Raw genomic sequence first — 16,278 nt, forward strand, 5'->3', positions numbered from 1 at the left:
TCGTGCGCATGGACAGCAATAAACCATACCAAATCGTTCCGGAAGGGAAAAAAGCATTCCGTCGGGACTATTCCAAAGTATCCGGCAAGCTCGAACTTCCAAACCTCGTAGAAATTCAGACCAACTCGTTTGAATGGTTCAAAAAATACGGAATCCAGGAAGTATTCGAAGAAATCTTCCCGATCGAGAACCACGGCAGAAATATCAAACTTAAATACAAAGGCTTCCACTTCGAACCTCCAAAATGTTCCGCGCAGAAAGCCATGGAGCGTGAGTGCAACTACGCTTCACGCTTAGATGTTGACATGGAACTTGAAATTGTCAATGAGAACGGAGAAGTCATCACCAAGCAGGAAAAAGTCTTCCTTGGCGATTTCCCGATGATGACTGAAACCGGTACCTTCATTATCAATGGAGCGGAGCGTGTCATCGTCAGCCAGATCGTTCGTTCTCCAGGCGCCTATTTTTCCGAAAGCTTTGACAGCAAAACTGGAAAACAGAACTACGCCAGTGAACTCATCCCGAGCCGGGGAACCTGGCTCGAGTTCATGACGGAGCAGAAGAAGAACACCAACGGACGAGCCATTATGACATCGATCGACAGCAGCCGCAAAATGCTGTCTACCATCTTCTTTAAAGCACTGGGCATGTCCTTCTCCCTGGAAAAAGGAGACGACACCCAGGATACGACTGCACTCGATACCTTCATGAAGGCGATCGACAAGCAGGCTAAGGATCCGATTCAGGATGAAACCCATCGCGAATACATGGATCAGTATCTGATGCTGTTCAACGGTTTCTTCGGCAAGTCGGAAGAAATCGAAAACACCCTCCTGGCTGACAAAGTCATGACCACTGAAGAAGCGCTGCTTTCCTTCTACGGCAACCAGCGCTCCGACGAAATCCCGACTCTGGACGGATCCATCACGCTGATGCAGAACAAGCTGTTCGATCCGCGCCGCTACGATCTGACCAAAGCCGGACGCTACAAACTCGGCAAGAAACTTTCCGCCGTCTCCCGTACGATGAACAACACCCTCGCCCAGGACATCCTGGATGTTAACGGAGACGTCGTTTACCCCAAAGGCACCCATGTAACCCGCGATATCCGCAACCGTCTGCGTGAAGAACTCGCCAAGGGTACCTACATGAACCCGTTCCCCTTCAAGCCGGAATTCCTTGAAGCGGACATCGTGACCATTCCGGCCAGCTACCGGACCGGTCTCATCGGCCGTGTCCTGGCCGAAGACATCACCATCGACGAAGAGCTGTTCGAACGCGGACAGGTTCTTTCTGAAGAAGATGTCGCTAAAATCGTTGAGCACGGCAAGGACGTCAGGATTTACGCCGGTCTGATCGCCAGACCCGTTATCCTGAGTGAAGAAAACTTTGATCCGGTTCTCAACTACGGTCAGCGTCTGTACACTCTCGGCCGTCTGACCAACGCAAAAGGTCAGGATCTCGTCAACTCCGATCTCGACCTCATTGCCGGCCGCTATGAAATCGGCGTTACCCCAGAACGCTTAAGTGATGCCGCCGTCTTCGATCTGAAGACCCGCATGAACGACGAAACCGTCACCGCCTGGCTGATCGGTGCCGCCGTACAGGAATTCGACATTGAAGACAAGAACGGCGTTCGCCGTCACATTATCGGCAACGACCCGTTTGCTCAGATTCACACGATCACCATTCCGGATATTTATGCCTTCTTCGACTACAACCTGAGCGTTATGGAAGGCATCGGCGAAACCGACGACATCGATATGCTCGGCAACCGTCGTATCCGTTCCGTCGGCGAACTCATCCAGAACCAGTTCCGTATCGGTCTTTCCCGTATGGAACGCGTGGTTAAGGAAAGAATGTCGATTCAGGAAGCCAAGAGCATTACTCCGAAGAAGCTGACCAACGTCCGCCCGCTGACCGCTGCCATTAAGGAATTTTTCTCTTCCTCGCAGCTGTCGCAGTTCATGGACCAGCAGAACCCGCTGGCTGAGCTGACCAACAAGCGCCGTATTTCCGCGCTGGGCCCAGGCGGTCTGACCCGTGATCGTGCCGGCTTCGAAGTTCGAGACGTTCACTCGTCTCACTATGGCCGAATCTGCCCGATTGAGACCCCTGAAGGTCCGAACATCGGTCTGATTTCCAACCTCACTACCTATGCAAAAATCAACGAGTACGGCTTCATTCAGACTCCGTACCGTGTTGTAAACAAGGATGGAACCGTTTCGGAAGAAGCGCGTTATCTGTCCGCGGATGAAGAAGCGGATTACGTTATCGCTCAGGCGAACGAAGTGCGCGACGGCCGTCTGATTCACGACCGTGTCGTAGCCCGTAAAGGCGGCGAAACGATTATCGCCGACCGCGCCGATGTCGAACTCGCCGACGTATCCCCAAAACAGATCGTTTCGGTAGCGACCGCCTGCGTACCGTTCCTCGAAAACGATGACGCATCCCGAGCCCTGATGGGTGCGAACATGCAGCGTCAGGCCGTACCTCTGCTTTCTCCGCATTCCCCGTACGTCGGAACCGGTATCGAATACAAGATTGCCAAGGACTCCGGTGTCGGCATCATCGCCAAGGAAGACGGCGTAATTACGTATGTCGACTCCCTGCGAATCGTAAACACCGATGCAAACGGCGTGGAACATACGTATCACCTGCGCAAGTTCAGCCGTTCCAACGCATCGACCTGCATTAACCAGAAACCGATTGTCAAAGTCGGTGAAGAAGTCGAAAAAGGCGACATCCTTGCCGATGGACCGTCCATGGAAAACGGCGAGCTGGCTCTGGGTCAGAACGTAACGATCGCGTACATGACCTGGTACGGCTACAACTATGAGGATGCCATCATCATGTCCGAGAGAATGGTCAGCGACGATGTCTACACGTCCATCCATCTTGAGGAATACGATATCGACTGCCGCGAAACCAAGCTTGGACCGGAAGAAATCACCCGCGACATTCCAAGCGTATCCGAAGCCGCCATTAAGAAGCTGGACGAAAACGGCGTCATCATGGTCGGCAGCGAAGTGCACGAAAACGATATCCTTGTCGGAAAGGTAACCCCGAAAGGCCAGTCTGAATCTTCTCCGGAAGAAAAGCTGCTCCTGGCGATCTTCGGCGAGAAGTCCCGCGAAGTGCGCGACAACTCCCTGAAAGTACCGCACGGCGGTGCCGGCATCGTGCATTCCACCAAGGTGTTCAAACGAGGAGAAGAAGGCGTGGATCTGCCGCCTGGAGTTATCAAGCGCGTCAAGGTCTACATTGCTCAGAAACGTAAGATTTCCGAAGGCGACAAAATGTCCGGCCGTCACGGTAACAAGGGTGTTATTTCCAAGATCCTGCCGATCGAAGACATGCCGTTCATGCAGGACGGCCGTCCAATCGACATCATCCTGAACCCGTTCGGCGTACCTTCCCGTATGAACATCGGTCAGATTCTTGAGATTCACCTCGGCTATGCCGCCAAGAAACTGAACCAGAAATTTGCGACGTCCGTATTTGACGGTCTTTCCAACGAAGATCTGGCGGATGTCATGAAAGAAGCCCAGATGACTTTCGATGGAAAACAGGTTCTGTACGACGGTCAGACGGGTCTCCCCTTTGATGAACGTATCTCGGTCGGCGTCATGTACATGATCAAGCTTGCCCACATGGTTGACGACAAGCTGCATGCCCGTGCCACCGGTCCGTATTCCACCATCACCCAGCAGCCTCTTGGCGGTAAAGCACAGAACGGCGGCCAGCGTTTCGGTGAGATGGAGGTATGGGCTCTTGAAGCTTATGGCGCCAGCCATACGCTGCAGGAAATCCTGACCATCAAATCCGACGACATCACCGGCCGTATCCAGACGTACGAAGCCATCACCAAGGGCCAGGATATCCCGGAACCTGGCGTTCCGGAATCCTTCCGCGTACTGATCAACGAACTTCAGGGTCTTGCCATCGACGTCAAACTGTTCGATGACGACGGCAACGAAGTTTCTCTGAACGCTTCGAGCGCGAAACCTGGTCAGAAATACGTGGAAGATGACAATGCAAAAATCGACATCATTCAGGATGCTGAAATTGTCGATGACGGCAAAGCCGATGCAGAAGTCAGCGATTCCCCTCTTGAAAACGATCTCGATCCGGATGCTGTAGCCCAAGCGCTCGAAGGCACGACCTACGCAGGCGACGATACAGAAGATGTCCAGAGCGAGCTCGACCAGGAGGAAGATGAAACCAAAGAACTGGAGGGCGAACTTCTCGAATGTCAGTAAACAATTTTTCCTCGATTCAGGTACAGCTTGCTTCTCCGGAAACCATTGAAAAATGGTCACACGGTGAAGTAACCAAACCTGAAACGATCAACTACCGCTCGCAGAAAGCAGAACGTGACGGCCTGTTCTGCGAACGCATTTTCGGCCCGACCAAGGACTACGAATGCTTCTGCGGCAAATATAAAAAAGTCCGTCACTACAACGGAATGGTCTGCGAACGCTGCGGCGTTGAAATCACGCAGTCCAAAGTCCGCCGCGAGAGGATGGGCCACATTCATCTGGCCGCTCCGGTCGCACACATCTGGTATCTGCGCGGAATTCCTTCCCGCATGGCCCTGCTTCTGGATCTGACACCGAAGCAGCTTGAAGAAGTTGTATACTTCGTCAGCTATATCGTTACCGATCCAATGGACAGCGACCTGTCCTACAAGCAGGTTCTCGCTGAAAAGGAATACCGTGAAAAGCTCGCACAGTACGGACCTGGCGGATTCAAGGCCAAGACCGGTGCGGAAGCCGTTCTGGAACTGCTGCAGAATGTCGATCTCGAAGCTGAGTACACGAAAGTGACTTCGCAGCTCGAAGATGCGGCCGACGGCAGTGAAAAGCGCAAGAAACTGATCAAGCGCCTGGATACCATCAACGCGTTCCGTCATTCCAACAACAAGCCGGAATGGATGATTCTTCAGAACATCCCGGTTATTCCGCCTGATCTGCGTCCTATGCTGCAGCTGGACGGCGGCCGCTTCGCGACCAGTGACCTGAATGACCTGTACCGCCGCGTCATCACCCGTAACAACCGTCTGAAACGTCTGCTCGATCTCGGTACGCCGAACATCATCGTGCAGAACGAAAAGCGTATGCTGCAGGAAGCTGTCGATGCTCTGATCGATAACGGACGCCGTTCCAAGGCGATCACCGGTGCCGGCAACCGTGCGCTGAAATCGCTGTCTCACTCCCTGAAAGGTAAACAGGGACGTTTCCGTCAGAACCTGCTCGGCAAGCGTGTAGACTTCTCCGGACGTTCCGTAATCGCGGTAGGACCGGACCTGAAAATGTACCAGTGCGGTATTCCGCGTGAAATGGTGATCAACCTGTTCAAGCCGTTCGTTATTAACGAAATCACCGCTTCCGGTGCCATCCCTGGCATCAACAACCCGAAACAGGCTGAAAAACTGATCGAAGCCCGTGACGAAAGAATCTGGCCGATCGTTGAAAAAGTTATCGAAGGCTATCCTGTACTGCTCAACCGTGCGCCTACGCTGCACCGTCTGGGTATCCAGGCCTTCCTTCCAAAACTGGTTGAAGGACGCGCCATGCGTCTGCACCCGCTGGTATGTACTGCGTTCAACGCCGACTTTGACGGCGACCAGATGGCGATTCACGTACCGCTGAGTGAAGAAGCACGTGCCGAAGCCCTCGTTATGATGCTTGGCAGCCATAACATTCTGGGTCCAAAAGACGGCAAGCCTATCGTTACGCCTGGCCAGGACATGGTCATGGGCAACTTCTATCTGACGATGGAAGAAACCAGCGAAGAACTTCATGAAGAAGCCGACCGCTACCGTGCAGCCGGCATCGAAAAAGAAGCCGAAGCCTGGGACCGCTATGCGAATGCAGAAGGTACCGTTTACGCCGATGTGGACGAAGTCATGCTCGCCTACAAGACCGGCCAGGTTCACCTGCACTCCCGTATCGCTGTGCCTGTATCCGGCCTGAACAAAACTTCGTTCGCTCCCGAACACGCCAATGACTATCTGGCGACAACCGTCGGAAAAATCATCTTCAACGGCATGTTCCCGGAAGACTTCCCGTTCCTGAACGAAGTTTCCGCCGAAAACTTCCAGGCGACTCCGGAACGCTACTTCATCAAACCGGGTGAAGACGTGAAGGAATTCATCCGTGAACTCCCGCTTGCGGAAGCCGTTAAGAAAAAAGACCTCGGAAAAGTCATCGCCGAAGTCTTCAAGCGCTACAAAGTGGATGATGTTGCCGATATTCTTGACCAGATCAAGTCTCTCGGATTCAAATACTCCACCGTTGCCGGCATTACGGTTGCGCTGTCCGACATCGAAGTTGCTCCGAACAAGGAACAGCACGTCGATGAAGGCCGTGAAAAAGCCGACGAACTCAAGCACTACCAGCAGAAAGGTCTGCTCACCATGCAGGAATGGGAGCGTCACCTCAACAAGCTCTGGGATAACGTCAAGAACGATATCGTAGACGAGCTGATGAGCAACCTGCCGCGTAAAAACCCAATCAACATGATGGCGACTTCCGGTGCCCGTGGTAATACTTCGAACTTTACCCAGCTCGCCGGCATGCGCGGTCTGATGGCCCGCCCGGCGAAAGGCAAATCCAGAGCCGGCGAATACGTTCCATCCATCATCGAGGTACCTATTTATTCCTGCTTCCGTGAAGGTCTGAACGTATCCGAGTTCTTCATTTCCACCCACGGCGTACGTAAAGGTCTGACTGATACCGCGCTGAAGACAGCTGAATCGGGTTACCTGACCCGTCGTCTGGTCGACGTTGCGCAGGATGTCATCATTAAGGAAGACGACTGCGGAACCGACCGCGGCTTCAAAGTCAGCGAACTGATCGACCGCAAGAACAACACGGTTATCGAATCCCTGTACGATCGTCTGGTTGGCCGTTACAGCCAGCAGGATGTTCTGAACCCGGAAACGGGCGAAGTCATCGTTCCAGCCGATACGTACATAACCGAAGATCTCGCGCAGAAGATCGTCGATGCCGGCGTTAAGGAAGTAACCATCCGTTCGCCGTTCTCCTGCAAGACCACAAACGGCATCTGCCGCAAGTGCTACGGCAAGAATATGGCAACCGGTAAAGACGTTGAAGTCGGCGAAGCCGTAGGAACCATGGCTGCGCAGTCCATCGGTGAACCAGGTACCCAGCTGACCATGCGTACGTTCCATACCGGCGGTGTTGCCGGCGGTGACGGCGGCGATATCACCCAGGGTCTTCCGCGTGTAGAAGAGCTGTTCGAAGCGCGTCACCCGAAAGGCGTTGCCGTAATTGCCAAAGTGACCGGTGAAATCACTTCCATCAAACGTATAGAAAACTCGCTGCGTCAGGAAGTTATCATCAAGTCCGAAAAAGAAGAAGTATCCCATAAGATCAACGCAAACCAGACTCTTCGTCCATGGGTTGCGGTCGGCCAGAAAATCGTGGCCGGTCAGCCTCTGACCGAAGGTCCGCTTGACCCGAAGGAACTGCTTGCGGTTGCCGGCGTAACCGAAGTTCAGAACTACATCCTGAAAGAGGTTAAGAAGGTTTACCAGTCGCAGGGTATCGAAATTGCCGACAAGCATCTGGAAGTCATGATTCGCCAGATGATGCGTAAAGTTATCGTTGTCAATCCGGGCGACACCGATCTGAATACCGGTGTTCAGCTCTCTCTGAACAACATCACCCGCATCAATCGCGACTACCTGCACCAGAACAAGATCCCAGCCGAATTCAAGCCGGTTCTGCTCGGTATTTCGAAGGCTTCGGTAGAAACCGACTCCTTCCTGTCTGCGGCTTCCTTCCAGGAAACGACTAAAGTACTGACCGATGCCACCATCAAGGGTAAAGTCGATCACCTCGTCGGCCTGAAGGAAAACGTCATCATCGGTAAGCTGATTCCTGCCGGAACCGGCTGCACCGGCGACCGTCCGCAGAACCGTGAAGTCCGTGCCATGGCGGAAAAACTGCGCAAGCGCCGTCTCGAACGTCAGGTTAAGAAGACGACCGACAGCCAGTTCGACAGCTTCGCCAAATCGGCGATGGGCACTGCGGAAACTAAGGATGCCGCTCTGCCAGAACCTGTAGCGGAAGATCTTCCAATCCCGGAAAACTATTCCATCCTCAACGACCCGGAAAGCTTTGCGGATGCCATTGATCATCTCGATATTAAGGGCTCCAAGTAAGGCAGTCTGTATCGTGTTGTCTTGAATTCTCCATGAAATCATCAGATTTGTATGAAGAATTCCGAAAATAAAACAAAACAAGAAAGGCCTGGCTGTTTTCGAACAGTCAGGCCTTTTATACTGGGCACATGTTTTTGGCTGCCCAAATGCCTCAGGCACTGCGGGCGTTTTCAAAAAATGCTCTTGTTATACTCGATTTGTCTAAAGACAGAAGGAGACTTTATGAAATTTTATGATCAGTCTCCTGCACAGACCGAAAAGGAACTCAAGACGAGTATCCAGAATGGTCTGAGCAGTGAAGAAGTCAAGGCCCGGCTTGCCAAATACGGGCCCAACAAGCTTCGAGAAAAAAAGCAGAAAACCATGTTCGCCCGCTTCATAGATCAGTTCAAGGATCCGATGATCCTGATCCTTGTTGCGGCTGCTGTTATTTCGCTGAGCGTATCGCTTCTGAATCATGAAGGAATCAAAGGTCTGTTTGAACCGTTTCTGATTCTTCTGATTGTCGTCGTGAACGCGATCATGGGTGTCATGCAGGAAGACAAGGCGCAGAAAGCGCTGGATGCGCTGCGTAAAATGTCTGCCCCGCAGGCGAAAGTCATCCGTGACGGCAAGGAAACACTCGTGGAATCGAGTGAACTCGTTCCCGGCGATCTGATTCGTCTGGAAGCTGGCGATTACGTGCCGGCGGATGCGCGTCTGATTACGTCTTCGGCATTAAAATCCGAAGAGTCCGCCTTGACCGGCGAGAGTGTTCCATCCACGAAGGAAGCGGATGCGATCATCGAGGAAGGCGCTCCGCTGGGCGATCGAAAGACGATGGTGTATTCCGGCTGTTCGATTTCCTACGGTACCGGCACGGCGCTCGTTACCGCGACCGGTATGGATACCGAAATGGGCCGCATTGCCAACCTGCTCGATAATGAAAACGAGACGATGACGCCGCTGCAGAAAAAGCTCAACACCCTGGGCAAGTATCTCGGCATTCTGGCGATCGTCTGCTGCGCGATTATCTTCGTTGTGGGCCTCATGGACGGTCAGCCGCCTCTGGAACTGTTCATGACGTCCGTATCGCTGGCGGTATCGGCTATTCCAGAAGGTCTGCCCGCCATCGTTACCATTGTTCTTTCCATTGGCGTTCAGCGCATGGTCAAGAAGAACGCCATTATCCGCAAGTTGCCGGCGGTCGAAACCCTCGGCTCGACTTCGGTCATCTGTTCCGATAAAACCGGTACGCTGACTCAGAACCTCATGACGGTCGTTGAAGGCTATGTCGACGGTTCGAACGTCGTGGAAAAAGTGACCAGCGACAGTTCCAAAGGTCTTCGTGAACTGCTTAAATACGGCACGCTCGATTCCGACGGTACAATCAGCTGGGAAAACGGCAAAGCCATTCAGATCGGCGATCCGACGGAAACGTCCATTGTCATGGCCGCTGACGAAAACGGCATGAAACAGGAAGATCTGAACAAGGAATATCCGCGTGTTGTGGAACTTCCGTTTGACTCGGATCGAAAGATGATGACGTCCATCAACAAGATGGATGGAAAATACGTTGCCATCACTAAAGGTGCGGTTGACGAAATGCTCGATAAGATCACGCATGGCGACAAGGAAAAAGCCAGAGAGATCAACCAGAAAATGTCGGAAAACGCGCTGCGTGTCATTGCGATTGCCAAGCGTGAATTCGATGAACTGCCTTCCGATCTTTCCGCAGAAAACATTGAGAAGGATCTGACGTTCCTGGGCATGGTCGGCATGATTGACCCGGCAAGACCGGAAGCCAGGGATGCGGTTGCGGAAGCCAGGAAAGCCGGCATCCGTACCGTTATGATTACCGGCGACCACGTAGTTACCGCCAGTGCGATTGCCAGGGAACTCGGCATTCTTGAGCCGGGTGAAAAAGCCGTTACCGGCCGTCAGATCGACGCCATGAGCGATCGTGAACTCGACCAGAACGTCAACGACATCGCGGTTTATGCGCGCGTATCGCCTGAAAACAAGATTCGTATCGTAAAGAGCTGGCAGCGTCAGGGTAAAGTCGTTGCCATGACCGGCGACGGCGTCAACGACGCGCCGGCTCTGAAATCCGCCGATATCGGCGTAGCGATGGGCATTACCGGTACCGATGTTGCCAAAGGTGCAGCGGACATGACGCTGACCGACGACAACTTTGCGACGATTCTCGCAGCGGTCAAGGAAGGCCGCGGCATTTACAACAACATCAAGAACGTCGTCGGCTATCTGCTTGGCACGAACATCGGCGAAGTCATCTGCGTATTCCTGGTCATGCTGATTTCAAAACAGAGCATTTTCCTTTCGATGCAGCTGCTGTGGATCAATATGGTCACCGACTCTCTGCCCGCCATTGCGCTGGGCATGGAAGCTGTCCCCGATTCGGTTATGCTGGCAAAACCAAAACCGCGCAATGAAGGCATCTTCGCCCGCGGCTTCGGTCTGCGGATCATCCTTCAGGGTCTGATGTTTGGCGCCCTCGCGATTATAGCGTTTTACATCGGTGAAAATACGATGCATGTGGAAAACGCCGGCCGTACGCTCGCGTTCATGGTTCTTGCCTGCTCGCAGACCGTTCAGGCGTATAACATGCGTTCCGAGCAGTCTCTGTTCAAAATCGGCGTGTTCTCCAATAAGCATCTGAACTACGCGGCTCTGTTCTCCCTTGTCATGATGGCGCTGGTTCTCTTTGTTCCAGGTGTCATGAGCGCATTCAGTACGATTTATCTGACGGGCGAACTGTATCTGATCGGTATCGGTCTGATCTTCGTTCCAGTCGTTGTGATGGAATGCTCGAAAGCGTTCGGCCTGATCCGCCATGAACACTAAACATTCTTCCAATTTATGAAAAACTGAATTCCATTTTCACCCTGCGTTGCGGATGGAACAGAACGGCTGTCGAAAACCTGCACGGTTTAGACAGCCGTTTTCTTTATGCGCTGTCCGGCAGAGAGGATGTCGGTACGGCTATAATGAAAACGATGGAAAACGATTCTCGATCGGGTTGGTAAAGCCAGAAAGAATCTGTTTTCAGACGAAATACGAATACCAAGCCAGAGCGCAAGGGCAAATCACGCTTGCGGATCTGGATGAGAAAACATACGCAAAGGAGAGAATACGATGAATTTAAAAGAACTCCAGAACGGCAGCGATATTCGCGGAGTTGCCCTGGATCTGAATCCGGAAGAACCGGTCAATCTGACCGATAAGGAAGTGCGCGCTCTGGCTCGTGCGTTTACGGCCTGGCTGCGCAAACGGACCGGCAAAACGGATATGACGATCGCGGTCGGCCGCGATTCCCGTCTTTCGGGTCCAGCTCTGGCGAATGCGGTCATGGACGGCCTCGTTTATGATGGCGTGGACGTTTTTGATACTGGTCTTTCCACGACGCCGGCGATGTTCATGTCGACCATTTTTGATGATTTCGATGCGGACGGTGCCATTATGCTTACCGCCAGTCACATGCCGGCCAACCGCAACGGCATGAAGTTTTTCTATAAAGGCGGCGGCCTGGATTCCAATGAAATTGCTCAGGTCATCGATATTGCCGAACGGGAAGCGTTCAACCATAAACCCGGCGGTTCCATTACCAAATCGGATCTGATGAGCGTCTACGCGGAGCATCTGCGCAACATCATTCGGGAAAAAGTCGATCAGGAAGCCGTGAACCCCGATCTTCCGCTTGAAGAACTTCACGTGGTTGTAGATGCCGGAAACGGTGCCGGCGGTTTCTTCGTCGATCAGGTTCTGAAGCCGCTTGGCGCGAATACCGAAGGCAGCCAGTTCCTCGATCCGGACGGACATTTCCCTAACCACATTCCAAACCCGGAAAATCCGGAAGCCATGGCATCGCTCGTAAAGGCGGTAAAAGACAATCATGCGGATCTGGGCATCATCTTCGATACCGATGTCGACCGCTCTTCTGCTGTAGACGGCAATGGGAACCCGATTGGACGTAACGATATTGTCGCTCTGGCATCCGTTCTGGCGGCTCGTCATCATCCGGGCATGACCGTAGTAACGGATTCGGTTACGTCCGATGAGCTTGGCGAATTCCTGGAGAAGCATAATATCCAGCATCACCGCTTCAAACGCGGCTACAAAAATGTCATTAACGAAGCCAAGCGTCTGAACGACGAAGGCGTCGATGCCGAACTGGCCATTGAAACCAGCGGTCATGCGGCGTTCCGTGAAAACTACTATCTGGATGACGGCGCCTATCTCGCCAGCCGGATTGTGGTCGAAGCGGCTTCGCATTCCATCAGCGATCTGATCGCTTCGCTCGGCCATCCAAAAGCCGAAAAGGAACTCCGTCTCAAAATTAACGAGAAGGCGTTCAAGGAATATGGCCGCCAGGTCATTGAAGATCTCAAGGCGTACGCCGCGCAGGAAAGCAGCACGATTACGCTCGTACAGCCAAACTACGAAGGCGTCCGTCTGAAATTTGGTACGGATCATGGTGACGGATGGGCTCTGCTGCGCATGTCGCTGCACGAAAATCTGCTTCCGCTCAACATCGAATCCAAACAGACGGAAGGCGCCAAGATCATGGCGCGCGAACTGCTTGAATTCCTCGAACAGTATCCTTCCCTCGATCTGCATCAGATTCGCGAATTCATCGAAGAATAAAGGGATTCTCAAACGATTTTGTTCTTCGTAACCTGCAAAGATCGAAACTGGAATTTTAAAAATGCATACAAAAACAGCCGCGTGAGCGGCTGCTTTTCTTTTGAATCAGCAGGACGGAAAGAACTGCCCAGTGTCTAGCCTGTGTCGAATGGAAATACAGGATTCTTATTCTTACAGAATCTGAATGTCGGCTTCTTCGCATGCATCGAGCATATCCTGCGGCCAGATGGACGCCTGAACTTCGCCGATGTGCGCTTTCTTAAGGAGAAGCATGCACAGTCTGGACTGACCGATACCGCCGCCGATGGTGTATGGCAGTTTCTGTTCCAGAATGGCTTTATGGAACGGCAGGTTTTCCCGGTCGAGCGCTTTTTCCGCTTTCAGCTGGTCGTGCAGCGAGTTTTCGTCGACGCGGATACCCATGCTGGAAATTTCCAGCGTGGTCTGGAGCGGTTCGTACCAGAACAGGATATCGCCGTTAAGCTGCCAGTCGTCGTAGTCCGGTGCGCGGCCGTCGTGCTTCTGACCGTTGGACAGCGGAGCGCCGATTTTCATCAGGAAGATGCATCCGTATTCTTTTGTCGCCGCGTCTTCACGTTCTTTCGGAGAAAGATCGGGATAGCGGTCGAGAAGCTGCTGGGATGTGATGAAGGTAATGGAATCGGGAAGGCGGTTTACCGCCTGCGGGTATTTGTACCAGACTTCGTGTTCCATGTGCTTGATGATTTTAAAAATGCGAAGTACATGTTCGCGCAGCGTCTGCTCCGTGCGTTCGTCTTTGGCGATGACTTCTTCCCAGTCCCACTGATCCACATAGGCGGAGTGGAGATTGTCGAGGTCTTCGTCCTTACGGATCGCGTTCATGTTGGTATAGAGACCTTCATGAAGGCCAAAGCCGTACTTGCCTAAAGCGGCGCGTTTCCATTTCGCGAGGGAATGCACAATTTCAATATCTTCTTCCGGAAGGACTTTCATGGAAAAGTGAACCGGCTGTTCCACACCGTTCAGGTTGTCATTCAGTCCGGAACTTTTCGGTACAAAAAGCGGTGCCGAAATACGGGTGAGGTTCATTTCCTTGCCAAATTCGTGCTGAAAAGTATCCCGAATGTATTTGATGGCTTCCTGGGTCTGCCGAATATCGAGGACCGGGTCATAGTTTTCTGGGATGATCAGATTCATTTTGTTTCCTTCTTTCTTTCTGGAAAATCTGAAACAGTATAGCACGCACGTCATTGGCTGATTCCTCTGGTCATTCCAATCCGCAAAATTCGGGAAAAGAGGGTTCAAAAAGGTGGGGAAAGGAAAGCATTTTTCATTTTTTGCGGTGTCCTTGAGAAAAGGCGGCGGCAAACCGAAACGGACGGAAAATCCGAAGGCAGTGACGGCGGGAACAGCCCGGACAGCTATCCGGGAGCCGTGTTTTTTCTTAAAATCGTCAAGTAGTGAAAACAAAGAAACATTTTGAAAGCGGCCTGAAAGAAGATTGTCGGTTTTGGCATGGTTTTGATTCATTTTTTCGTCGGGATCACGGCGTTTGCCCCGCACCGATTGCCAAAGAATTATGCGGGGCGTAAGGTTAAGAAAATTCAAAGAAGGAAGGTTTATTTGTATGGATATTCGTTTTGAACCGCGCAAAGAACTGAAAGAAAAACCCCAGGGCCCGCTTGGCTTTGGCAAATACTACACCGACTACATGTTCATCTGTGATTACGATAAGGATCAGGGCGGCTTTCATGATGCCCGCATCGTCCCGTTTGGACCGATCGAAATGGATCCGGCTTCCATGGTTCTTCATTATGCGCAGGAAACTTTTGAAGGTCTGAAAGCCTACCGCACAAAAGACGGCAGCATTCAGCTCTTCCGTCCGGAAAAAAACGCGCAGCGTTTTGCCAACTCCAATAGCCGTCTGTCGATGCCGGCCGTTCCGGAAGATCTGTTTGTACAGGCCATTGAAGAACTCGTCCGCGTCGAAAAGGACTGGGTTCCCGCTAACGAGGGCGAATCTCTGTATATCCGTCCTTACATGTTCGCTTCCGAAGCCGCTGTTGGCGTACATCCGGCGGTTTCCTATAAATTCATGATCATCCTTTCCCCGGTAGGCGCCTACTATCCAGAAGGCATGTCTCCGGTAAAAATCTGGGTGGAAGATGAATACGTACGTGCCGCTCCAGGCGGAACCGGCTTCACCAAGTGCGGCGGCAACTACGCCGGCTCACTGAAAGCACAGGAAAAAGCCGAAGAACAGGGCTATATCCAGGTTCTCTGGCTGGACGGTGTCCACAAGAAATATGTCGAAGAAGTCGGAAGCATGAACGTCATGTTCCTGATCGACGGCGAAATCTGGACCGCTCCGGTTGACGGAACTGTACTGCCGGGCGTAACCCGCGACTCGATTCTGCACATCGTCCGCGATCTTGGCTACCCCGTTCACGAAGAACATCTGTCCATTGACGATCTGATGGCCGCTGCCCGCGACGGAAGACTGCAGGAAGCGTGGGGTACCGGTACCGCAGCCGTTATTTCTCCAATCGGCGAACTTTGCTACAAAGGCGAAAAAGCCGTTATCAATGACTTCAAGACAGGTGACCTCACCCAGAAGCTGTACGATACGCTGACCGGCATTCAGTGGGGCAATGTCGAAGACAAATTCGGCTGGACGCGCAAAGTGTGCTAAGTCCGGTTCAACAATGAATCCAGATTCAAAACAGGAATCGAAAAAGAATACGGACGCGGCTAGTGTTGCGTCCGCTTCTTTCGATTCGCCTCTCGATCCCGATCTGAGCCATCCGGAAATTTCTCTGCAGTCCAGCCGCAGAGATGCCGGTCTTCTGTACGATGTGTATGGAGTAAAGGACGGCCACTGGAGTTTTGCCCGCCAGACGATGCGCCAGATCGCGCAGGCGCCGACAGAAGAAGAAGCCCAGACGCTGCTTCGCGTGCTTGTGCCCAACATGAGTGCCAACGCGCATATCGTCTTGCCGTTTTACTGCGATCTCGGTCATCGGATTTATATTGGAGAACACTCCATGATCAATATGGACGGTCTGATGCTCGATGAAGGAAAGATCGTAATTGGAAATCATGTTCTGATCGGGCCGCGCTGTTCGTTTTACACCCCGGTTCATCCCATGGATCGAGACATTCGCAAAACGGGTCTGGAAAAAGCGCTGCCCATCGTTATTGAAGATCATGTCTGGATCGCCGGCAGCTGTGTGATCAACGGCGGCGTCACGATTCATGAAGGCAGTGTGATCGGCAGCGGTTCGGTTGTGGTTGACGATATTCCCTGTGGTGTATTTGCGGCTGGCAATCCGTGCCGCGTCATTCGCGTGCTTGATGAAAACGACCGAAAAGCTGCCAGACAGGAATACGAAGACTGGAAACAGGCCTGCAGAGCGATCGGCCGCTGAGAAACCGGTGGGAAAAGCCAAAAGCTGAGA

Annotated in this window: 7 protein-coding genes; 6 read left to right on the forward strand and 1 reads right to left on the reverse strand. The window is 52.6% G+C overall.

The genetic code is table 11. The annotated features are described in order from the left end of the window. Positions 1-8: 8 nt before the first annotated feature. The 4 genes from Q2J39_RS01915 to Q2J39_RS01930 all read left to right on the forward strand — a co-directional run bounded on the left by Q2J39_RS01915 (position 9) and on the right by Q2J39_RS01930 (position 12,838). The gene (locus Q2J39_RS01915) at positions 9-4,262 is read left to right on the forward strand and encodes a DNA-directed RNA polymerase subunit beta (RefSeq protein WP_288338986.1); all 4,254 of its coding nucleotides are present in this window, start codon (positions 9-11) and stop codon (positions 4,260-4,262) included. Beyond that, a complete protein-coding gene (rpoC, locus tag Q2J39_RS01920) occupies positions 4,253-8,194 on the forward strand; it encodes a DNA-directed RNA polymerase subunit beta' (RefSeq protein ID WP_288338985.1) in 3,942 nt (1,313 codons plus the stop codon). The genes Q2J39_RS01915 and rpoC overlap by 10 nt, the downstream gene beginning before the upstream one ends. Before the next feature lie 222 nt (positions 8,195-8,416). Further along, positions 8,417-11,038: a calcium-translocating P-type ATPase, PMCA-type gene (locus tag Q2J39_RS01925; protein WP_288338984.1), complete on the forward strand. Its 2,622-nt coding sequence runs from the start codon at positions 8,417-8,419 to the stop codon at positions 11,036-11,038. Between the two features lie 291 nt (positions 11,039-11,329). Then, positions 11,330-12,838: a phosphomannomutase/phosphoglucomutase gene (locus tag Q2J39_RS01930; RefSeq protein WP_288338983.1), complete on the forward strand. Its 1,509-nt coding sequence runs from the start codon at positions 11,330-11,332 to the stop codon at positions 12,836-12,838. A 171-nt stretch (positions 12,839-13,009) separates the two neighbouring features. On the opposite strand, the gene asnA is transcribed toward Q2J39_RS01930, so the two are convergent. After that, on the reverse strand, positions 13,010-14,017 hold the full coding sequence (gene asnA / locus Q2J39_RS01935) for an aspartate--ammonia ligase (protein ID WP_288338982.1): 1,008 nt from the start codon (positions 14,015-14,017) through the stop codon (positions 13,010-13,012). 430 nt (positions 14,018-14,447) lie between these two features. Here asnA and Q2J39_RS01940 point away from each other — a divergent pair, with 430 nt between their 5' ends. Continuing rightward, positions 14,448-15,512, forward strand: a complete 1,065-nt coding sequence (locus Q2J39_RS01940; RefSeq protein WP_288338981.1) for a branched-chain amino acid aminotransferase — start codon at positions 14,448-14,450, stop codon at positions 15,510-15,512. After that, positions 15,472-16,248 (forward strand): sugar O-acetyltransferase, encoded by a 777-nt coding sequence (locus tag Q2J39_RS01945; RefSeq protein ID WP_230268003.1) that lies wholly within the window; start codon positions 15,472-15,474, stop codon positions 16,246-16,248. The genes Q2J39_RS01940 and Q2J39_RS01945 overlap by 41 nt, the downstream gene beginning before the upstream one ends. Positions 16,249-16,278: the final 30 nt, after the last annotated feature.

Source organism: uncultured Allobaculum sp., from assembly GCF_948576815.1.
Taxonomy (GTDB): domain Bacteria; phylum Bacillota_I; class Bacilli_A; order Erysipelotrichales; family Erysipelotrichaceae; genus Allobaculum; species Allobaculum fili.